At 41.6% G+C, this 20723-nt stretch carries 21 protein-coding genes and 1 pseudogene; 11 read left to right on the forward strand and 11 right to left on the reverse strand.

Annotation, left to right across the window (positions count from 1 at the left end; all coding sequences use genetic code 11):
• Positions 1 to 126: 126 nt before the first annotated feature.
• The 7 genes from rpmB to FN831_RS25195 all read left to right on the forward strand — a co-directional run bounded on the left by rpmB (position 127) and on the right by FN831_RS25195 (position 5913).
• Positions 127 to 360: a 50S ribosomal protein L28 gene (gene rpmB / locus FN831_RS25165; protein ID WP_037437638.1), complete on the forward strand. Its 234-nt coding sequence runs from the start codon at positions 127 to 129 to the stop codon at positions 358 to 360.
• 41 nt (positions 361 to 401) lie between these two features.
• A complete protein-coding gene (rpmG, locus tag FN831_RS25170) occupies positions 402 to 584 on the forward strand; it encodes a 50S ribosomal protein L33 (RefSeq protein WP_008242799.1) in 183 nt (60 codons plus the stop codon).
• Between the two features lie 24 nt (positions 585 to 608).
• Positions 609 to 770 (forward strand): DUF4295 domain-containing protein, encoded by a 162-nt coding sequence (locus FN831_RS25175; protein WP_090556573.1) that lies wholly within the window; start codon positions 609 to 611, stop codon positions 768 to 770.
• A 75-nt stretch (positions 771 to 845) separates the two neighbouring features.
• A complete protein-coding gene (gene ftsY / locus FN831_RS25180) occupies positions 846 to 1808 on the forward strand; it encodes a signal recognition particle-docking protein FtsY (protein WP_142530981.1) in 963 nt (320 codons plus the stop codon).
• Positions 1809 to 1844: 36 nt separating this feature from the next.
• Positions 1845 to 3179, forward strand: coding sequence for a 30S ribosomal protein S12 methylthiotransferase RimO (rimO, locus tag FN831_RS25185; RefSeq protein WP_142530982.1), 1335 nt, complete (start codon positions 1845 to 1847; stop codon positions 3177 to 3179).
• Between the two features lie 46 nt (positions 3180 to 3225).
• Positions 3226 to 4815: a bacillithiol biosynthesis cysteine-adding enzyme BshC gene (bshC, locus tag FN831_RS25190; RefSeq protein ID WP_142530983.1), complete on the forward strand. Its 1590-nt coding sequence runs from the start codon at positions 3226 to 3228 to the stop codon at positions 4813 to 4815.
• 9 nt (positions 4816 to 4824) lie between these two features.
• A complete protein-coding gene (locus FN831_RS25195) occupies positions 4825 to 5913 on the forward strand; it encodes an Ldh family oxidoreductase (RefSeq protein WP_142530984.1) in 1089 nt (362 codons plus the stop codon).
• A 25-nt stretch (positions 5914 to 5938) separates the two neighbouring features.
• Here the strand turns inward: FN831_RS25195 and FN831_RS25200 are convergent, their stop codons facing one another.
• The gene (locus tag FN831_RS25200) at positions 5939 to 6397 is read right to left on the reverse strand and encodes a JAB domain-containing protein (protein WP_142530985.1); all 459 of its coding nucleotides are present in this window, start codon (positions 6395 to 6397) and stop codon (positions 5939 to 5941) included.
• A 236-nt stretch (positions 6398 to 6633) separates the two neighbouring features.
• Between FN831_RS25200 and FN831_RS25205 the strand changes: the two genes are divergently transcribed.
• Complete coding sequence (locus tag FN831_RS25205) at positions 6634 to 6849, forward strand: helix-turn-helix domain-containing protein (protein ID WP_142530986.1); 216 nt, start codon at positions 6634 to 6636, stop codon at positions 6847 to 6849.
• An 8-nt stretch (positions 6850 to 6857) separates the two neighbouring features.
• On the opposite strand, the gene FN831_RS25210 is transcribed toward FN831_RS25205, so the two are convergent.
• Complete coding sequence (locus tag FN831_RS25210) at positions 6858 to 7841, reverse strand: Abi family protein (RefSeq protein ID WP_142530987.1); 984 nt, start codon at positions 7839 to 7841, stop codon at positions 6858 to 6860.
• Between the two features lie 440 nt (positions 7842 to 8281).
• Between FN831_RS25210 and FN831_RS25215 the strand changes: the two genes are divergently transcribed.
• The gene (locus FN831_RS25215) at positions 8282 to 8944 is read left to right on the forward strand and encodes a DUF6266 family protein (protein WP_142530988.1); all 663 of its coding nucleotides are present in this window, start codon (positions 8282 to 8284) and stop codon (positions 8942 to 8944) included.
• 211 nt (positions 8945 to 9155) lie between these two features.
• On the opposite strand, the gene lepB is transcribed toward FN831_RS25215, so the two are convergent.
• Genes lepB through FN831_RS25240 form a run of 5 tightly spaced genes read right to left on the reverse strand, consistent with a single transcriptional unit; the run spans position 9156 to position 13492 of the window.
• Positions 9156 to 10352: a signal peptidase I gene (lepB, locus tag FN831_RS25220; RefSeq protein ID WP_142530989.1), complete on the reverse strand. Its 1197-nt coding sequence runs from the start codon at positions 10350 to 10352 to the stop codon at positions 9156 to 9158.
• 8 nt (positions 10353 to 10360) lie between these two features.
• The gene (dapB, locus tag FN831_RS25225) at positions 10361 to 11101 is read right to left on the reverse strand and encodes a 4-hydroxy-tetrahydrodipicolinate reductase (RefSeq protein WP_142530990.1); all 741 of its coding nucleotides are present in this window, start codon (positions 11099 to 11101) and stop codon (positions 10361 to 10363) included.
• Positions 11102 to 11137: 36 nt separating this feature from the next.
• The gene (locus FN831_RS25230) at positions 11138 to 11758 is read right to left on the reverse strand and encodes a DUF5683 domain-containing protein (RefSeq protein WP_142530991.1); all 621 of its coding nucleotides are present in this window, start codon (positions 11756 to 11758) and stop codon (positions 11138 to 11140) included.
• Entirely contained in the window at positions 11758 to 12675 is a 918-nt protein-coding gene (locus tag FN831_RS25235; RefSeq protein WP_142530992.1) for a ParB/RepB/Spo0J family partition protein, read from the reverse strand. The genes FN831_RS25230 and FN831_RS25235 overlap by 1 nt, the downstream gene beginning before the upstream one ends.
• Positions 12676 to 12685: 10 nt before the next feature.
• Positions 12686 to 13492: a ParA family protein gene (locus tag FN831_RS25240; protein ID WP_142530993.1), complete on the reverse strand. Its 807-nt coding sequence runs from the start codon at positions 13490 to 13492 to the stop codon at positions 12686 to 12688.
• A gap of 180 nt (positions 13493 to 13672) precedes the next feature.
• Here FN831_RS25240 and FN831_RS25245 point away from each other — a divergent pair, with 180 nt between their 5' ends.
• A complete protein-coding gene (locus tag FN831_RS25245) occupies positions 13673 to 14194 on the forward strand; it encodes an NADPH-dependent FMN reductase (protein WP_142530994.1) in 522 nt (173 codons plus the stop codon).
• Between the two features lie 6 nt (positions 14195 to 14200).
• Here the strand turns inward: FN831_RS25245 and FN831_RS25250 are convergent, their stop codons facing one another.
• Positions 14201 to 14656, reverse strand: coding sequence for a hypothetical protein (locus FN831_RS25250; protein ID WP_142530995.1), 456 nt, complete (start codon positions 14654 to 14656; stop codon positions 14201 to 14203).
• A 43-nt stretch (positions 14657 to 14699) separates the two neighbouring features.
• On the opposite strand from FN831_RS25250, the gene FN831_RS25255 reads away from it, so the two are divergent.
• Positions 14700 to 16331: an ABC transporter substrate-binding protein gene (locus tag FN831_RS25255; RefSeq protein WP_142530996.1), complete on the forward strand. Its 1632-nt coding sequence runs from the start codon at positions 14700 to 14702 to the stop codon at positions 16329 to 16331.
• Positions 16332 to 16365: 34 nt separating this feature from the next.
• Here the strand turns inward: FN831_RS25255 and FN831_RS25260 are convergent, their stop codons facing one another.
• The 3 genes and pseudogenes from FN831_RS25260 to FN831_RS25270 all read right to left on the reverse strand — a co-directional run bounded on the left by FN831_RS25260 (position 16366) and on the right by FN831_RS25270 (position 20590).
• On the reverse strand, positions 16366 to 17193 hold the full coding sequence (locus FN831_RS25260; protein WP_221931408.1) for a hypothetical protein: 828 nt from the start codon (positions 17191 to 17193) through the stop codon (positions 16366 to 16368).
• 8 nt (positions 17194 to 17201) lie between these two features.
• Positions 17202 to 17882 (reverse strand): annotated as a pseudogene (locus FN831_RS25265) (hypothetical protein); the annotation flags it as partial.
• A 290-nt stretch (positions 17883 to 18172) separates the two neighbouring features.
• Positions 18173 to 20590, reverse strand: a complete 2418-nt coding sequence (locus tag FN831_RS25270) for an outer membrane beta-barrel family protein (protein WP_142530999.1) — start codon at positions 20588 to 20590, stop codon at positions 18173 to 18175.
• Positions 20591 to 20723 lie beyond the last annotated feature (133 nt).

The raw sequence follows: 20723 nt of genomic DNA on the forward strand, positions 1-20723 counted from the left end.
CACAAATTCTGCATTATTTTCAAAAATAATCTCGTGTAGTATTGGTTGTTACAATTATTTTTGTGATATTTGCACACTCTTAAAAAATTAAGCGAAGAACAATTTAAATATATATATATTAAAGGCATGTCTAGAGTTTGTGATTTAACCGGAAAAAAGGCAATGAGTGGTTTTAATGTTTCTCACTCAAACGTTAAAACTAAACGTAAGTTTTATCCCAACTTACAACTTCAGAAATTTTATATTCCTGATGAAGACCGTTGGATAACACTGAAAGTTTCTACTTCAGCTATCAAAACCATCAATAAAATTGGTATTACTGAAGCGATCAACCGTTTCGTTAAAAAAGGATTTTTGTAAAAAACATTGTTGATGTGAAATCAACTAAAACAATAAAAAAAATGGCAAAAAAAGGTAACAGAGTACAAGTTATTCTAGAGTGTACAGAGCATAAAACTAGCGGCATGCCAGGTATGTCTAGATATATCTCTACAAAAAACCGTAAAAACACTACTGAGAGATTAGAATTGAAAAAATTCAATCCAGTGTTGAAAAAAGTAACGGTTCACAAAGAAATTAAGTAATAACCATTTCCAATCTTTTAGATCATGGCAAAAAAAGTAGTTGCAACCCTGAAAACAGGTAAAGGTAAAGAATATTCAAAAGTTGTTACGATGACTAAATCACCAAAAAGTGGTGCTTATTCTTTCAAAGAAGTTATCGTTCACAACGATCACGTTAAAGATGCTATTGCTGGAACAAGCAAGTAATTTTAATATTTAATCATATTAAAGCCGTCCCTTCATTCTGATGGGAGGGCTTTTTTTGTTTTCATCTATATTTCTATGGGATTATTTGATTTCTTCAAGAAAAAAGAAACCGCCCCTGAAGCTCAGGAGGCACTTAATAAAGGTTTAGAGAAAACTAAAGAAGGGTTCCTTAGCAAAATCACCAAGGCCGTTGCCGGAAAATCTACTGTAGATGACGACGTACTGGATAACCTTGAAGAGGTTCTCGTAACTTCTGACGTGGGCGTAACCACTACACTGAAAATTATAGAGCGTATTCAGGAAAGGGTAGCAAAGGACAAGTACCTTTCTACATCTGAGCTGAACCTGCTGCTGCGTGATGAAATCCAGCTCCTGCTGGCAGAAAATAACAGCAATGATTTCCGCAGTTTTGAATACGGAGACCATAAACCCTATGTGATCATGGTGGTTGGTGTAAATGGCGTGGGTAAAACTACTACCATCGGCAAGCTTGCCCATAAACTGAAAGCCGAAGGGCTGAAAGTAGTACTGGGCGCAGCAGATACCTTCAGGGCTGCAGCGGTTGAGCAGATCAAGTTATGGGGCGAAAGGATTGATGTAAGAGTGGTAGCACAGGCCATGGGTTCAGACCCGGCATCTGTAGCGTACGACACGATACAGTCGGCCGTAGCCAATGGCGAGGATGTGGTGATTATTGATACTGCGGGACGCTTGCACAACAAGATCGGGCTGATGAACGAGCTTGGCAAGATCAAAAAGGTAATGGAGAAAGTAATTCCCGGTGCCCCGCATGAGATCTTACTGGTACTGGACGGTTCTACCGGACAGAACGCTTTTGAGCAATGCAAACAGTTTACCGAGGCCACAGATGTAAATGCACTGGCCATTACAAAACTCGACGGAACGGCCAAAGGCGGCGTGGTGATCGGCATCTCCGATCAGTTTAAGATCCCGGTGAAATACATCGGGGTTGGTGAAGGTGTAAATGACCTTCAGTTATTTGATAAAAAGGCTTTTGTTGACGGACTATTTAAATAGTTTTCCCGACGATAAAAGCGACAATATATACATACAATGAACACAAAAACTGCTTCTAAAATTATACCTCTTAAACAACCTAAGATCAATGTAATTACATTGGGCTGCTCCAAGAATTTATATGATTCGGAGGTGTTGATGGGACAATTGAAAGGAAATAGCCTCAATGTGGTTCATGAGTCGAACAATATCAATAAAGACGATATCGTTGTGATCAATACCTGTGGTTTTATTGATAATGCAAAACAGGAGTCTATTGATACGATTCTTCAGTACAGTCAGCTGAAAGAAGAAGGCAAAGTGAGCAAAGTAATCGTTACCGGATGTCTTTCTGAACGGTACAAACCTGAACTTGAATCTGAGATTACCAATGTAGATGCCTTTTTTGGCACCAATGATCTCCAGAATATATTACATTCCCTGGGTGCAAATTATAAGCATGAGCTCATCGGCGAAAGGTTACTGACCACGCCATCACATTTTGCCTATTTCAAAATTGCAGAAGGCTGTAACCGTCCCTGCTCTTTCTGCGCCATCCCGCTGATGCGTGGTAAGCACGTTTCTACCGAGATGGAAGCACTGGTGCATGAGGCAAAGATCTTAGCGGCCAACGGTACAAAAGAACTGATCCTGATTGCACAGGACCTTACCTATTACGGCCTGGATATCTACGGTAAACGTAATCTTGATGAATTGCTGAGACGTTTATCTGATATCAACGGCATCGAGTGGATCCGTTTACAATATGCTTATCCATCAGGTTTCCCTATGGAGATCCTGGATGCCATGAACGAACGTGAGAATATCTGCAAATACCTGGATATGCCGTTACAGCACATCACAGATAATATGCTGAAATCAATGCGACGCGGTATTACCAAACAGAAAACAATTGATATCGTAAACCAGATCCGCGATAAAGTTCCAAACATCGCGATGCGTACTACATTGATTTGCGGTTATCCCGGCGAAACCGAAAGAGATTTTGAAGAGATGCTGCGCTGGGTTGAGGATACCCGTTTTGACAGACTGGGCTGTTTCACCTACTCTCATGAAGAGAAAACACATGCCCATAATTTGGTAGACGATGTGCCTGATGAAGTAAAACAGGAGCGTGTGGATGCGATTATGGAATTACAGCAGGGTATTTCATTTGATATCAACCAGGAAAAAGTTGGCAATACCTACAAAGTCCTGGTAGACAGAAAAGAAGGTGATTTCTTTATCGGACGGACGGAATATGACTCTCCGGAGGTTGATAATGAGGTTTTAATTGATGCCAGCACAGGATACGCTGCCAACGGAACTTTTGTAAATGTGCATATCGAGCGTGCGGAAGACTTCGATCTATATGGACAGATTGTAAAATAATTTTGGCAGATATTGAATTGTAGTTTATTAGCGTAATTTCGTGGCAATGCAGGCCAAGTACATCACGTATCAACAAACAAATTCCTTTTCATCTGTTGTATTAGATTACATCGGTGGAAAAGAAAATCTGGAGTCTTTTTATAAATACTCCCCTACTCTTCAGGGCTTTGAAAAGGCAATAGAAGACCGCAAATTTTCGGGCGACCGCAATTTGCTGGTTGATACCCTCAAAAGGCAATACAGCCAGCTGAACCCTTCGGCTTTGGTAGCTCAAAATATCAACTTATTAGCTGATGACCGTACGTTTACGATTACAACGGGTCATCAGCTCAATATATTCACAGGCCCACTTTATTTTATTTATAAGATTGTTACGGCAATTAAGCTTGCAGCAGATCTGAAAAAGGAATATCCGGCTTATAATTTTGTTCCTGTTTACTGGATGGCTACTGAAGACCATGATTTCGAAGAGATCAATAACGTCAAAGTAGAGGACAAAAGGATCACCTGGCAAACAAAAGTTGCCGGTGCTACCGGCAGGATCAATACGAAATCCATTACTGAAGCACTGGTGGCTTATAAAGGCTATCTGGGCATCAGCGAAAACGGGCACAAACTGGCGCAGCTGGTAGAGAAAGCCTATACCGGCAATCAAACGCTGGCAAATGCCACACGCGAGCTTGTAGACGCGCTGTTTGGCGCCAAAGGCCTGGTCTGTACCGATGCTGATGATGCAGCATTGAAAGCACAGTTCTCAGACATCGTTTACCGTGACATCACCGAACAAAACAGCTTTAAACTGATTAACGAAAGCAGTGAAGCCTTAGAAAAAGCAGGTTACAAACCTCAGGTAAATCCAAGAGAGATCAATTTCTTTTACATGGACGAGCAGCTCCGTGAACGTATTGTAGAAGAAAACAACGAATATAAAGTCCTCAATACTTCCATCAGCTTCAGCAAAGAAACATTAAAGGATGAAATAGCGCAGCATCCTGAGCGCTTTAGCCCTAATGTGGTGATGCGTCCCGTGTACCAGGAGGTGATTCTTCCAAACCTAGCCTATATCGGGGGCGGCGCAGAAGTAACCTACTGGCTGCAGTTAAAGGCAAACTTTGATTTCTATGGCGTATTCTATCCAATATTAATGCTGCGGAATTCTGCCCAGGTCGTGGATGAGAGAAGTTCCAAAAAAATGGAAAGCCTGGGGATCAACTCTGTTAGCTTATTTGATACCGATGAGCATTTGAAAAATCAGTGGATCAGGGCAAATGTAGTGGACGACCTGCTTACGCTTGAAAAGGAACAGCAACAGATCATTGCAATCTTTGAACAGATCAAAGTCAACTCCTACAAAGTGGACAAAGGACTCTCATTATCTGCTGAAGCCGCAAAGGTAAGGACACTGAGACTGGTAACCAATCTGGAGAAAAAACTGATGCGTGCGGAAAAACGCAAACACAGCACTGCACTGCAGCAAATCGAGAACCTGAAAGATAAACTGTTCCCCAATGGTGTATTGCAGGAAAGGGTACTGAATATTGCTCCGATGTATGTGCTGTACGGAGATGACTTTATTGACAGCCTTTTTGCTGCATTTCAACCACTCGACTATAAATTCACTATTTTGTACGCTTAACACTCGCCCATGACCTCATATACTTTCACAGAAGAAAAACTCAGGAATTTCACCAGGAACGTATTTTTGAAAATGGGATGCCCTCCGGCAGATGGTGATCTGGCAACAGATGTTTTATTAAGTTCTGACCTCCGCGGGATCGACTCACATGGTGTAGCCCGTTTAAGCGGCTATATCCGCCTCTGGGAAAAACAGCGTATCAACGCGACACCAAACATTCGTGTAGTGCATGAAACACCAACGACAGCTACTGTAGACGGTGACGCGGGATTGGGATTGGTGGTTGCGCCTTTTGCAATGAAAGTAGCGATAGAAAAAGCGGCCATCTATGGTACAGGATGGGTAGCTGTAAAAAATTCCAACCATTTTGGCATTGCCGGCTATCACGCCTTAATGGCAGTAGAAAAAGAAATGATCGGCATCAGCATGACCAATGCGAGTCCGCTGGTTGCTCCCACTTATGCCAATGAAAGGTTATTGGGCACCAACCCTATGTGTTATGCCTTCCCGGCAGGGAAATATCCTCCGGTAGTGGTAGATATGGCCACAGCAGCTGCAGCAAATGGCAAACTTGAAATTGCCCAGCGTGCAAACCTGCCAATTCCTGAAGGATGGGCACAGGATAAAAATGGTAAAATCTCTACTGATCCGAATGAACTGAAAGCCGGCGGATCGTTGCTCCCGCTGGGAAGTGACAAAGACCATGGCAGCCACAAAGGCTATGGATTAAGTGCTACTGTAGATATCCTTACGGCAGTACTCTCAGGCGCCAACTACGGCCCATGGGTACCACCTTTTGTGGCATTCCTGGAACCATCAGCTAATCCTGTAGGTGAAGGCCTTGGCCACTTCTTTGGGGCAATGCGTGTAGATGGCTTCCGCCCTGCGGCAGACTTTAAACAGCATCTTGACAACTGGATTGAGCGCTTTAAAAGTGCGAAGACTGTAGACCCTTCTAAAAAGGTAATCATCCCGGGAGAACCGGAATATGCCTTTGAACAGGAACGCAGGGTATCAGGTATTCCACTGGTAGAACCTGTAGTGCTTGACCTGAACGAGCTTGCGGATAAACTCGGTATCGAAAGACTGTCCGTTTAGATAACTTAAATGATTGAATTTCGCTCTACATCATTCCCTCATCTGCCAAAGAGAGATATCCTTCTTTTGTTACGATGATATGATCGTACACAAAAAGGTCTAGCAACTGAGCACCGTCCTTAATCTTCTTTGTTGACCTGATATCTTCATCCGAAGCTACTAAATTGCCACTAGGATGATTGTGAGCCAATATTATAGCAAATGCTCCAGCTTTTAGAGCAGTCGCAAAAATAATTTTTGGATCGGCAATAGTACCGGTAGTTCCCCCAGATGATAAGTCTGCAATTCCTATTAATTGAGCAGAACTATTTAGCAATACAATTTTAAATTGTTCCTGTAATTCTATTAGATTAGAATCCCATTTTTTTCTTAGCAAGGCATAAACATCCTTTGAATCGCGTAATGTCAAGCGTTCGGATGCTCTCACCTTTGGGCGGTATTTTAAAGTAATCTCAGGAATCTGTGACAATGAAATTGGCCTCATAGTTCGAATTGATTATGTAATTTTATAAAATAAATTTCCAATACTGGAAATAAGCAAACAAATTTTACCAAAGGCTCACTAACATAATTATTTAAATAGATATCTAATTAGTTAATCAGTCGTTACAATTGATTTATTTACGTACTCAAATGTAAAAAATAAAACCTATGGTATAAAGTTTTATACCAATTATTTTTACTACAAAGTGCATATTTCGTGATATAAAATAACCGGACATGGATTCCTTACAATTGAAGTTGGGTGCACGTATAAAAATGATGCGCGAGAAAAATGGTTATAGCATCAGGTCTTTCGCTTTAATTGCCGATATGGAACACCCTCAACTAATTAATATCGAGAAAGGGAGGGTTGATCTGCGCCTTTCAACTATGAAAAAAATCGCAGATGCGCTGGTGATTGAGGTTGATGAACTACTACGGTTTAATGACTAAAATCCTTATTAATGATTATCGCTGCTGTTCATTTTCCAGGCAGGATTCTTTTCCCAGTCCGCTGGAAAACCCATGTAGGAAATATTGATTTTCGGGTATTCTTTCAGCAGTTCGCTGAACTTTTTTATCATGCTGTTCTCAGGATTGATAGCATTAAGTAGCCTTATCATAACCGAAATCGTTCCGTAAAGACTGGAATTGAAAGAAGGTAATAGTTCCCCGGCAAATTTTATTGATTTTTTTGCCGGGATGATAAACCTGTCTGCGCTGGTTCCTCTATTCCATAGCCGGGCATGATGTGCACAGATATTGCGGATGTTAGTTAGATAGGTGAGCCAGGAGATTAATATAATTTCAGGAATGCCAAATGCTGATGCTATTCCGGTCTTCTCCTTGCATGATTTAAGCGCTTCATAAAGCCTCGCCAGTTTTCCCATTGACAGTATCTCCAATGCCATATTTGATGGCGGCAACGGATCTGAGTACTTTTCCTTAAATTTAGTAATAAACAACTCTGTGGCTTTGTCGAAATTTTCTTTCACACAATTATTAATATAATTATGCGAATCTATGTACCTCCGGGGAATAGGCTTATTCCCCTTTTTAAGTTTATCTAAAAGATCCTGATCAATTTCTTCTGGCTTGTTAAAGTGCTTTCTATCGGTATACCAAAAAAGGCCATATGCCAACGAATAATTGTTTGTCAATAAAGCGCGCGTAGCAACTTCAATTCTTTCAAGATAAGCAGCAATTAAATAGCGTAATTTTTTATCAAAGTTGTAAGTGTCAATGATGTCTTCAAAGGTAGTGCCTTTTTTGAATTTGTGCCTGCCATCATCCAACTGAAAATGATACATATATCCCGTTAGCCGATAGTAACCTACTGTTATAAGGTATTTTTCCGCGCGCCTGTCATCTGTGATCTCAAGGCCCCTTTCTTTAAGTAACGCGATCTGCTCAGCAATAGTGGTAGCGGTTTTTTCGTAAAGCATGGAAATCTTGGGCAAAAAAAAGCCTCGCAAAGTGTGCTTATATCAGAGGCATGCGAGGGGTTATTGAGACAAATATAAGAATTATATAAATTAAAATAAAAAATATATTGTTGATTTTAATAATCTAAATGCTTCCGCTTTCACAAAAAGTAGCAAAAATTAGTTTTGGATCAGCAATGCATAAACCCACACTCTCATGCCACCGTTTCAGGCAAGCCTAGTACAACCCTAGTCCCACCCTAGCCCTGGCCTAATCCCACCTTATCTGCTGAGTACATTAGTACACCGCTTCAGTAAAGGAAGCAAACCAGCAGTCATATTGCTTCCCAAAAGCGACACATGCTCGCTGCGACATATCACGACAAATAGGACAAGTGCCTGATTTTGATTGAATTGAATAATTCTATTTTCTATTTTTGTTTAAACTAAAAGCATAAATTATGGCAATACAAACAAATGGGCCATTAGGGCCCTTCTCGGGAAAACTTGGAAAAGTAATAGGTTATGTTGACAAAAAATCAGGAAAGCAAAGATTACGTTCAATTGGCAAATATCGTGACCGGGAGCCGAGCGATGCTGAACTGGCAACACGAGTGAAAACCACTATTACTGCAGATTTCCTGTCCTTCACTAAGGGGTTTACTGATATAGGTTTTGGACAATATGCAGAATTACAGCGTATGACAAGTCCATGGCATGCAGCCTCATCTTTTACAAGAAAGGCAATTACTGGTAAATATCCAGACCTTAAGATCGATTTCGCTAAATTGTTGGTCTCCACAGGAGAGATGCCTGTTGTGCATCATCCAGAGGTGGTTGCTGTAGAGGATGCGCTAATGTTTTCCTTGGATACTAGCTATGACGAGAGCACCGGAACGGCAGCCAATGACCGGGTTATGCTCCTCGCTTATTTCCCTGATTTCCTGCGTAGTGTTTATACGATAAGCGGAGCCCGCAGAAGCGAGGGATATGATTTGCTAGCATTACCACGAATGACAGCCGGAAAAACTGTAGAAACCTTTATTGCATTCATGTCTGCAGACCACAAAAGAATTTCCAATAGTATTTATACAGGTCAGATTATCAATTTGCACAAATATTAATGATCTAAATAGATTCAATTGGATTTCAAATGGCGTCATGCGGCTAAATAAGCTCGAAAAAGAACTCCCCTCTTTTGGACTATTGTTGAAGCGCAACAGTAGTTTAAACTCGGTATCGAAAGATTATAAAAAAAAGAGCGTTGTTATTTCGATGCCTAGCGTTTTTTTGCGTAGCAAAATCATGCAGCATCGAAATAACAACACTGTTTTTTTAGTGTATTCCTCTGAATATCCTGCTCCACCTGATCTTGCTGAAGAAAGATCCGTTGGTATCATAACTCATCCAGATGAACAAGGCTTTCCCTACGACATGGTCTTCAGGAACAAAGCCCCAGTACCGTGAATCCAGTGAATTGTGCCTGTTATCACCCATCATCCAGAAGTAGTTCATTTTGAAAGTATAACTGTCAGTTTTAACCCCGTTGATTATCCAGCCTGTACCTGATTTTTCCAGTTTATTACCTTCATAAATCTCGATAGCACGTTTATACAAAGGCATCGTATTACTGTCCAGTTTAACTGTCCATCCTTTTTTAGGGATCTGGATCGGCCCCCAGTTATCAGCATTCCATTTTCTGTTAGGATCCTGCGGGAACACGCTCGGTTCAGCAGCGCCGGGCGCAGCAGTTCGCTGAGTTACAGCAGCCACAAAATCCAGTTTTTTCACCTCTTCCATCTGATCAGGAGTACCGATAAAGTTATAGCTGTCCTGCGAAATCGCCATGATATCCCTTTCGATGATAAAGCCCATATCCTCAAAAACCTGGAAATTCACATCGCTGCTTTTAAACTTCACCGTATAATCAATCTGGCCTGTTCGTTTCATCGGCTCGGCTTTACCGTTTACTGACACCAGTCCGTTTGACATGCTCAGCACATCGCCGCTGATTCCTATACAGCGCTTAATATAGTTCTCGCGCTTATCTACCGGCCTGCTTACAATCGTGTACTGACTGCGGACAGCCTCGCGGCCTACAGCACGTACCATTTCATAGTAATCACGGTCCTGCGCCTCTAAGGCTACCGTATCTCCATCAGGGAAGTTAAACACAACTACATCATTTCTTTTGATGTCCTGAATTCCCGGAAGCCTTCTGTATTTCCACTGTACGCCATCCCAGTACGCCTTAGTACCTGTGATTGGCATCGTATGATGCGCAAAAGGAAAAGCAACAGGCGTCATCGGGATCCTGGCGCCATAATTCACCTTACTTACAAACAGAAAATCGCCAATCAGCAGCGATTTCTCCATTGAACCCGTAGGGATTGTATACGCTTCTATAAAAAATACGCGGATGACAGTCGCGGCAATTACAGCGAAAATGATGGCGTCAAACCATTCCTTACTTTTAGTTTTTTTCTTTTTTGGCGCAGTATCATTCTTCTTTTGCCAGAACTTCAAATTCATATTTTTTGCTATTTAAAATTAAATATATCAGATATATTATAAAATCCCTGTTTGTTTTTTAACCACTCCGCAGCAACGACGGCGCCGAGTGCAAAACCAGCACGGTTATGTGCCGTATGTTTGATCTCAATCTCATCTACTTCAGAGCTGTACAGTACAGTATGTGTGCCCGGAATATTCTCAATTCTTTGTGAAGCAATCAGCACCTGGTCCTGCTTTACCACTTCAATTTCGTTCTGGCCTTCCAGTTCATTTACCCATTCCGTTTTACGGTCAAGGTTTTCGATAATACCCTCAGCGATGGTCATTGCCGTGCCGCTTGGTGCATCCAGTTTTTGCGTATGGTGTATTTCTTCTACCTGAACATCATAGACGGGATAGTCGTTCATGATTTTTGCCAGCACTTGGTTGATATGGAAAAACAGGTTCACCCCGATACTAAAGTTTGACCCGTACAAAAGTGAATTGTTATTGCTCAGGCATTCATTTTTTATTTCCTGCAGCTGCCCGTACCAGCCTGTGGTACCCACTACCAGCGGCACATTGGCTTCAAAGCAGGTATAAATATTTTTAATCGCAGCATCAGGAAGACTGAAATCGATGGCTACATCTGCTTTCCTTAAGTTTGAGACAGTAAGTTCATCCAGGTTTTTACTACCGATCCTGAGGACGATCTCATGTCCCCTTTCTGTGGCAAAACGCTCAATAATCTGACCCATTTTACCGTAACCGATTAAAGCTATATTCATTGTTTTTATATTTAAAATTTAGATGGTGTATTTTTTTTACAGCCTGAAGCCAATCTTCAGTGCCGGAGCGAAAGAATTAAATCCGTATTTCACGTTTGAATTGATCATGGTGGGAGTAATGTGTATGGCCATGTTATCACCTACATCAAAATATTTAAGGCGTGCATCAACATAAGCTTCGATAATATTTACCGCATACAAAGCCACGAAGGAGAACATCACGACCTCCCTGTTCCTGCGGTATACATCCTTGGCAGTGATTAATCCATCAGTGTTTTGGTACTGAGCTAAAGAGCTTCCCGGCTGAGACTGCCCGCCATTGGCTTCGCGGTATTGAATTTCTTTAAGAAACTTATGATAATTGTTATTATTCTGGATATAAGACATGGCCAGTAAAGTACCGCCAACATAGATTGCAGAAACCTTTATCCCCCGGTAAACCGTCAGTCCGTTGCCGATCTGTCCCCATCCGGGAATCATAGCAGATCGTATAGCAGCCTTTCTGGCGGCGATCTTGCCAAGGTTCACATACTTTGCCGTATCCGCTCTCTGAGGTGTACGCCTGATGCTGTCACCCTTAACTGCAAACTCTTCCTGTCCCCTGACTAACAATGCAGTGCAGCATAACAGGACCGATAACAATAGGATTTTTGACATTACCAGTCTAATAATTCTAATATTCTGCTCAGGTCGTCATTGGAAACGAAAGGGATTTCAATAGCGCCCTTGCCATTCTCGCCTACCTTCAGTTTCACTTTAGTAGCAAACCTCGAGGCCAGGTCTCTTTGCAGCTTCTGGTATTCAAAAGAAACACCTGCCGGCTGTTTTGCAGCTTTGGGCTTCATCTGAAGGCTGTTGATGCTCCGTACCAGTTCTTCAACCTTACGTACAGAAAGACCTTTGTCAATAATTTCCTGGTGAATAAACAGTTGTTTTTCAGGCTCTTCAACGTTAATCAGCGCACGGGCATGGCCCATTGTGATTTTCTGGTCACGGATAGAGATCTGTATAGCTGGAGGCAGTTTCAGCAAACGCAGGTAGTTGGTCACAGTAGACCTGTTTTTTCCTACACGTTCGCCCAGTTGCTCCTGTTTAAGGCTGCACTCGTCCAGCATACGCTGAAAGCTCAGTGCTACCTCTATTGCATTCAAATTTTCGCGCTGGATGTTTTCGATCAGGGCCATTTCCAGCATCTGCTGATCATTGGCCTGACGTACATAAGCAGGAATTTCGGTGAGTCCTGCCAGCTTGGAAGCCCTTAAACGGCGTTCTCCGGAAATCAGCTGGTATTTACCACCTTCAGCACCCCTAACGGTGATCGGCTGTATCAATCCCTGCACCCTGATCGATTCTGCCAGTTCGTTTAGCGCAACCTGGTCAAATTCCGTTCTTGGCTGATATGGATTGGTAGCAATATCACTGATCTTAATCGTACCTATATTGTTAGGTTGGGCCCTCTGTTCAGTTTCACTGATCGGGTTCATCGCATTTTTTGGCGGATGTACCGTATCAGAGTCATCCAAAAGCGCACTTAATCCTCTACCTAAACCTGTTTTTCGCTGAAAAGATGTCATTAAATTTTATTTAAATAGTAGTTACTGAAGTCACGCCCGGGGTTTCTGCAACCAATCCGTTTTTACGGACGATCTCCCTGGCAAGGTTCAGATAATTAATTGCACCCTTACAATTGGCATCATGCATGATCACGGAGACCCCATAACTTGGTGCCTCGCTCAACCGCGTATTACGCTGGATGATCGTATCAAAAACAAGGTCCTGGAAATGTGTTTTCACTTCCTCTACCACCTGATTGGACAGGCGCAAACGAACATCATACATCGTTAGTAAAATACCTTCGATCTCCAGTTCAGGGTTCAGCCTGTTTTGTACGATTTTGATGGTATTGAGTAATTTGCCCAAACCTTCGAGGGCGAAGTATTCGCACTGTACAGGGATAATGACAGAATCTGCTGCTGTAAGGGCGTTGATGGTAATAAGTCCCAAAGAGGGAGAGCAATCGATAATAATAAAATCATACTGGTCTTTGATCTTCTCCAGCACAGCTTTCATTTTATATTCCCTGTTAGTCAGGTTGATCATTTCAATTTCGGCACCAACAAGGTCGATATGTGCCGGCAAAAGATCCAGGTTTGGCGTTTCCGTCTTTTGGATAGCTTGCGAAGGTTCCACATCGTTGATAATGCATTCATAGATACTGTTCTTGATGCTTCTTGGATCAAATCCAATACCTGAAGTAGAATTGGCCTGAGGATCTGCGTCTACCAATAAAGTTTTGTATTCTAATACGGCCAGGCTGGCGGCTAAATTTATAGATGAAGTTGTTTTACCTACACCACCTTTCTGATTTGCCAATGCAATAATTTTACTCATTTATCTTTTTAATAATTACCAATTATTTCCCTGAGAACTTGTGAATTAGATTCTTTATATAAAAAAACGCTATTTTTTCCTATATTTAGGCGCTTTTTAACAATTAGCTAAGATACAAACTAAATGACAATATTAGTGTTAAACACCTAAGTGTTTTAAACATCTTATTAACAATATCACATGGTTACCATCATTTCCGGCACAAACAGACCTGGAAGCAATACGCTCAAAGTCGCAAAATATTATCAGGAAGAGCTTACAAAAAAAGGCCAGGAAGCCAGCATTCTTGATATGATGGAACTTCCGGAAAATTTTATCCAGACGGATATGTTTGGAAACAGGACCGAAGCTTTTGCAAAAATACTCAAAGCGATGGACCGTTCAGAAAAGTTCGTTTTTATCATTCCGGAGTATAACGGTAGTTTTCCGGGCGTTTTAAAAGCCTTTATTGATGCCTGCGATTTCCCGGGAAGTTTCTACAATAAAAAAGCCTGTCTGGTGGGTATATCAGGTGGTAAATATGGCAATATCAGGGGCATCGACCATTTTGTTGGGGTCTGTGGTTACCTGCATATGAATGTTTTGCCGCTGCGCCTGCACATCCCCGCGATCAAGACTGAACTGAACGAAAACAATGCCTTTTTCAAAGAAGACACCCTGAAGTTCACAGAGGAGCAGATCGATAAATTTATCGCATTTTAATTCCTTTTACACTCCGAAGCTTGTCCAGGTTTTCCCTTCGTTGCCGAAAACAAAATACCCCGGATAAAGCATCTCTGCCATATCCTCCAGTGAAGAAACAAAGGATTCAGGATCACTTAAAAAAGCAGAATTATCTTCCATCAGGTACAGCCTGTTGAACTCTACGGCAGGCCATTCGTTCTCCAGCAGTGCCGGTACAATACCCATGAAGTCGAGCATGCTTACCTGCGTTTCGTGGTAGATCAGTACCCGAGCCTGCATCGGATCGTACTGAATTTCGCCACCCGCAGCCTCAATCAGTACATTCAGCAGCGGATTCACTACATTTTGGGTATCCAGACAGCAAACAGGTACTTTGTCCATAAACTTAATCTTATGCAGCACGATATCTACGCGGTCCTGAAGATCTTCGCGCAAGGTTTCATCTTCAACATTATTTATAACTGCATTTAAAAAAGACATAGGATTAATTTATTACTTTGTGCAAAAATACTATTCCTTACCGATGCCCCGAATTATAAAAAACATTTTTTACACTTTGTGTGTGATTGCGCTGTACAGCTGCAGCCGGTCGGCAGACGATGACGGAAAAAAAGTATTCAACCTTAACCTGGATCAGAACCTCACTTCTATGGACCCCGCCTTTGCGCGCAACCAGTATGCGATTTGGATGATCAACCAGATCTTCAACGGTTTAGTCCAGATAGACAGCGCCCTCAACGCTGTGCCTGCAATTGCGAAGTCATGGGAGGTTTCTCCTGACGGACTGAGTTATACCTTTCACCTGCGTAACGATATTTCCTTTCAGGATGATCCGCTTTTTAAAAACGGGAAAGGAAGAAAAGTGATAGCTTCAGATTTCGTGTACAGCTTTAACAGGCTGATAGATCCCAAAGTAGGTTCTTCGGGGGGATGGATTTTCAGCGATAAAGTAACTGACATCCACAATTTCATTGCCGTAAATGATACCACTTTTAAGATCAATTTAACCAAGCCCTTTCCCGCCTTCCTCAACCTGCTGTGCACGCAGTACTGCATGGTAGTGCCAAAGGAAGTGGTAGAGCATTACGGAAAGGACTTCAGGAGCCACCCTGTAGGCACAGGCCCCTTCAGGTTTAAATACTGGAAGGAAGATGAGATTCTCGTATTGTTAAAGAACGAGAATTACTGGGAAAAGGAAAACGGTGTAAAACTCCCGTACCTGGATGCTGTAAAGGTTACTTTTATCAGCGACAAACAAAGCGCCTTCATGAATTTTATCAAAAAAGACCTTGATTATTTCAACAGCGTTGATGGTACCTACAGGGATGATATTCTGACCAAAACCGGGAACATGACCAATAAATACAAGGGTAAATTTCAGCTGATCAAGGCGCCTTACCTTAATACAGAATATGTTGGAATCCTGGTAGACACTTCCAAATCACTGGTGAGAAATTCTCCTTTAAGATTTAAAAAAGTGAGACAGGCGATCAACTATGGTATTGATAAGGCAAAACTGGTAAAATACCTGAGAAACAGTATAGGCGTTCCTGCTACATCCGGGTTTGTGCCCAAAGGCATGCCCGGATTTGACAGCACTGTCGTTAAAGGCTACCATTATGATCCGGCAAAAGCTGCAAGGCTGCTGGCCGAAGCCGGTTACCCGAACGGCAAGGGAATGCCCGAGGTAATGCTGACTACCTCAACATCCTATAAAGACCTGATTGAGTTTATACAGGGTGAGCTGAGCACACTTGGAATGAAGGTTAAGGTAGATGTAAGGCCTACCGCCAGCCTGCGTGAACTGATGGCCAAAAATGAGGTGAACTTTTTCAGAGGTTCCTGGATGGCCGATTATCCTGACGCTGAGAATTATCTTTCTGTTTTTTATTCAAAAAACAAAGTACCCTTCGGGCCAAATTATACGGGTTACTTTAACAAAGAATTTGACAGGCTGTTTGTTGCAAGTTACTATGAGAGAGACGCCAGGAAGCGTTACATCTTAAACCAGCGTATGGATAATATGGTCATCGAAAATGCGTCTGTAGTGCCGATATTGTATGATCAGTCGGTCACCATGCTGCAAAACAACATCAGCGGGTATTCGATTAACCCGCTGAGCTGGATGATTTTGAAGCGTGTGAAAAAGAAGTAATCATTTTTGAATTCTCTATACTAACAATTCTTAATTAGAATAAAGGCTCCACACCATGCTCCCGCATATAATCTTCCACTCTATCAATCTCATTGGTTGGAACCAGGTCTAAAACTGCAGAGTCATTGACAGCCCGCCAAAGCTTATGATTTTCTATATAATCTTTTGGAGGCTCGTCTCCAATTAGAAAAAAATGACCATTTTTTCCCATCGGAGTATCTCTAATTTTATCAATCAAAAACAAATGTGCATTGATCTGCTGCTGAATGATGTGTGGTTTTAGTCCATTGAAATCTTTAGCTTCTCCCGTTACCTGAACCTCATTTTTTCCTATAAACCAAACTTTGGCCGGAACAATTAAACCCGGAATCTTTGTATGATCAATATCTGCATCAAAATTGACATGTTCAGCAATAGATTTGGACAATCTTTTTTTTATCTGCTCGATAGGTTTTAGTACTGACTCATTTGAAGCCGGCAAGGTATAGACGAACTTTTCAAAAAGCTTATTGAAGACGTTTTGATTAATATCCACATCAATCGACTTTGGCGCTGAATAAGTTATTAAGTTATTGGCATATTTGGATAAATAACTGAAATATTGCTCTTTTAAAACAGATGCTCCCCTGTAAGTATTTGAATAATCGGCTTCATATTCATTAGCAAGCTTTTGCAGAGATTTCAAACTGATCTTCAACATGCTAAATGCACCTTCGGAAAATAGTCCTTTTATAATTGATAACTTATCCGCAGAAAATTGAAACTTGCAGGTTTCTTCGTTTCCAATAAAAAGACCTATACTAACTCTTTCATCCACATTTGGACGGATTGTACAGTATAATATTGAGTAAAACGTTTTCATCTTTGTTATTAACGAATAAATTTATGAATAAGTTGTGAAAAAGAGGTTATAGTCTCATTTAACCAAATATCATTCTTAATGATTGCGGAACTAATATTCTCTGATAATAAAGCTTTATCATCACACCACTCCTCCGGCAGCCTTTCTATGATAGCGGGTAAAATCTCGTTACAATCATTTACAAAGGTAGGGAAATTTTGAATCAGTTTGAAAGCCTCTTCTTCCACTTTCGTCTTTTGATTTAGGAAAGTAAAAGCCAGATCAGAAGTTAAAATAGAGTCATCTTCAGACAATTGTGCAAGCGGGCTCCCTAATCTTCCTCCATCAAATATGGTTGAATGGTCGATCGGAATGAACATATGATCGGCAATTAGAATATTGTAATTGTTGTGATTCCGGTCATCATTTGCCACCCAAAAATCAAACAAGGCTATTTTAAGAAGGTCAAGTCTGTTTGTAAATTTTCCTAATTCATAATTATCATTTTTCAACCCCAATAACACATTGGTTGCATCAAAAGCATCATTATTATATTGCAAACCGAATGCCGGCTTTTCAAAATCCACTATCCGAATCCGGCCCTGTAAAATATTTTCCGGAATATGTTCCCTTTTAATATTGACAAAGGCAGCCGGAAATAAATGTAATCCCCACTTCTGCAGAAATTGGTGAGCAACATACTCATTTACTAACTTACTTTTATGATCATACTTGCATGCCTACTCTTCCAAATCACTAGCCAGCACAACAACGGGCATACTTCCGCTGGTATCAATTACACGTGAAATTTCAGAAATTGATTGAAGAAGTGGCAACATCCTGATTAATTTGAATGAAACGCAAGTTAATAGTTTTATACATCTTAACAGAATTATATGAAGCTACAGGAATTTGCAGACATTTAAGTTAAAAGTTCTTTTCCAAAAAACATGTAAATAATAAGATCTTTATCAACTGTAGAACACTGAGAAAACCAATCTTACTGTTTAGGCTGCACTCCTCCGCCCATTCCACCGGCACCTTCGTCCTGTTTCAGGTCGTCATTATTCACGCCCTTTTTCTTTTTAGGCTGCGAGAAGGTAACCTTTCCAAACTTGTAGCTGAAGCTTACGCCAAAAGAGCGCAGTGGATAATAGATGTTGGTACTTTGCAGGAAGGTTGCCCCTTTATTTTCTGTACGGATATGCAGGTCCCTGTTGAAGGGATTAAGCACATTCACCCCAACAGTTGCCTGTTTCTTCATGATATCTTTCTTGAAGGCACCGCCATAAAAAGCCATTGCACCGGAAGTCCCCTGGAAGGTTTTCTTTCTTCCGTTATATACACCAAAAACCTCTGTGTTCCAGCCGCCGGTAAAGGCAACGGCTGAACGGGCAAAAACAGTATAGTTTGCATAGTTACCAGTACTTACCCCACTATCAGAATTCCTTACATTATAAGTACTTACACTAAAGTTTCCCATTAAAGTCCATTTAGGCAAGGGATTGTATGACCCGAATACATTGGCACCATAAGACCTGTTGTTACCTACGTTGGAGTAGGTGGTCAGTTTTTGGTCCGGCACATAAATACTTTCAATCACATCCATTGTAGAACGGTAGAATATCGAAGCATTGATCACCGATCCTTTGATAAAAGTAGAGTAACCCAGTTCAACAAGGTCGGTGAGCTCCGGGCTCAGGCTGGGATTTCCCTGCGACTGATTCTGCGGGTCTGTCCTGTTCAGGAAGGGGTTCAGGTAGTTTAAGCTTGGACGCTGCATACGTCTGTTGTAGCTTAACTTCAGCGTAGAGTTGCCCTTCATCTTTTTAGAGATGATTGCACTTGGGAAAAGGTTAAAATAATCGTTATTAAAATTCAGGGAGGATCCGGATACACCACTGATATCAGTATACTCAGCTCTTAATCCACCTTTAACATCAATCGTTTTTGCCAGTTTAAAGCTCAGCACACCATAGGCGGCGCCAACATCCTGGTTATAATCAAAATCCTGTTCGCTGCTTTCGTATTTACTTTTGATCGTTCTGAAAATACCTTTTAAACCTGTTTCCAGAATTACACCTTTACTAAATGGGTAGGTATAATCTGTTTGCACCGTGTACTCATTGTTCTTACCTGTGTTGTCTCCGATAACAGGAACACTGGTCTGTCCATTCTGGAAAATATTGTACGTATTGTAGTCGCTCGTATTTCTTCCAAAGCTTGCCTGTCCCGAAACAGTAAACTCTTCTCCTTCTTTTTTTGTAGTCCTTCTGTAATCAGCACTCCAGTCTACATTTTTGAAGCTCATATTATTTTTAGAGAAACGGTTGTAATTTACTGTTGTATCCACTACCCTGCTGATGACGCCAAGGCTTCCGTCAGACCCGGTAGTAAAATCGTTGTACTTGATATTTGTAGAAAGGCTGTTGTAAGCATTGATATCATAATCCAGTCCTACACTACCATTGTAGCCATATCTTTTGGCTTTGGTAAATCCGTCCTGCACCAGCGATGTATTGGCCGTATAATTATCATTTACAAGCACCACCTTTGTATCCTGCGGGATTGCATACTGAACGCCAAAGTTACTGGTTATCCCTAAACGGCCCTTTTTACCATTCAAACTAAAATTGCCATTGTTCTGGCGGGTTCCCGCAGATACACTTGCATTTCCGTTGATGCCCTGGGCAGTTTTCTTTTTGGTGATGATATTGATGATCCCGCCGGCACCCTCTGCGTCATACTTTGCAGAAGGACTGGTGATTACCTCAACGCTTTTGATCTCTTCCGCAGGGATCATCTTTAAAGCATCAGATACGCTATTAGACATCGTTCCGGATGGCTTGCCATTGATCAGCACACGCACCGCACTTCCGCGCAGCGTAGGGTTGCCGTCGATATCTACCGTAACCATAGGAACTTTCCGCATCACGTCACTGGCGTTTGCCCCCGCCGTGGTTACATCCTGCTCTGCATTGTATACCACCTTATCAATCTTGTTTTCGATCATTGGGGTTTTGCCCACAATAGCCACCTCCTTCAGATCGCTCTGCGTGCCGGAGATGTAGATCGTACCGGCGTTGAGATCAGGCTTCTCCGGACTTGTTTTTAACATCACCGTTTTATTCTTATAGCCCATGAAACCAATAGACAGCTTATATTGGTCGGGAGCAACATTCTGGAGCGTTACCTTTCCTTTTGCATCAGTTACTGCACCATTGACAGATTTATTATCCTTTACGCGGACCAGGGATATCGTAGCATAGTCGATAGGGGCTTTTGTAGCGGAGTCTGCAATGACGGCGGTGATCCTTCCGGTGATGGTTATCTTTTGCCCTCCGCCGCCAAGGCCAAATTGTGCCTGTGCGTTCTGCATCAATCCCAGGACAGCTAATAATAGTAAAATTCGTTTCATTTAGGTAGCGTTAATAGTTTTTATGTCTGATTAGTCTCTGCAAATGTAAATTTGTTACGCTTATCAAAAATTGTTTTTTTTGCCGCCGGAAGAAAACTGCCGGTGAAAGCAGGAAATCTGCCGGTTAAAAAAA

Origin of the sequence: Pedobacter westerhofensis (genome assembly GCF_900182595.1) — a bacterium.
In the GTDB taxonomy this organism is placed as follows: Bacteria; Bacteroidota; Bacteroidia; order Sphingobacteriales; family Sphingobacteriaceae; genus Pedobacter; species Pedobacter westerhofensis.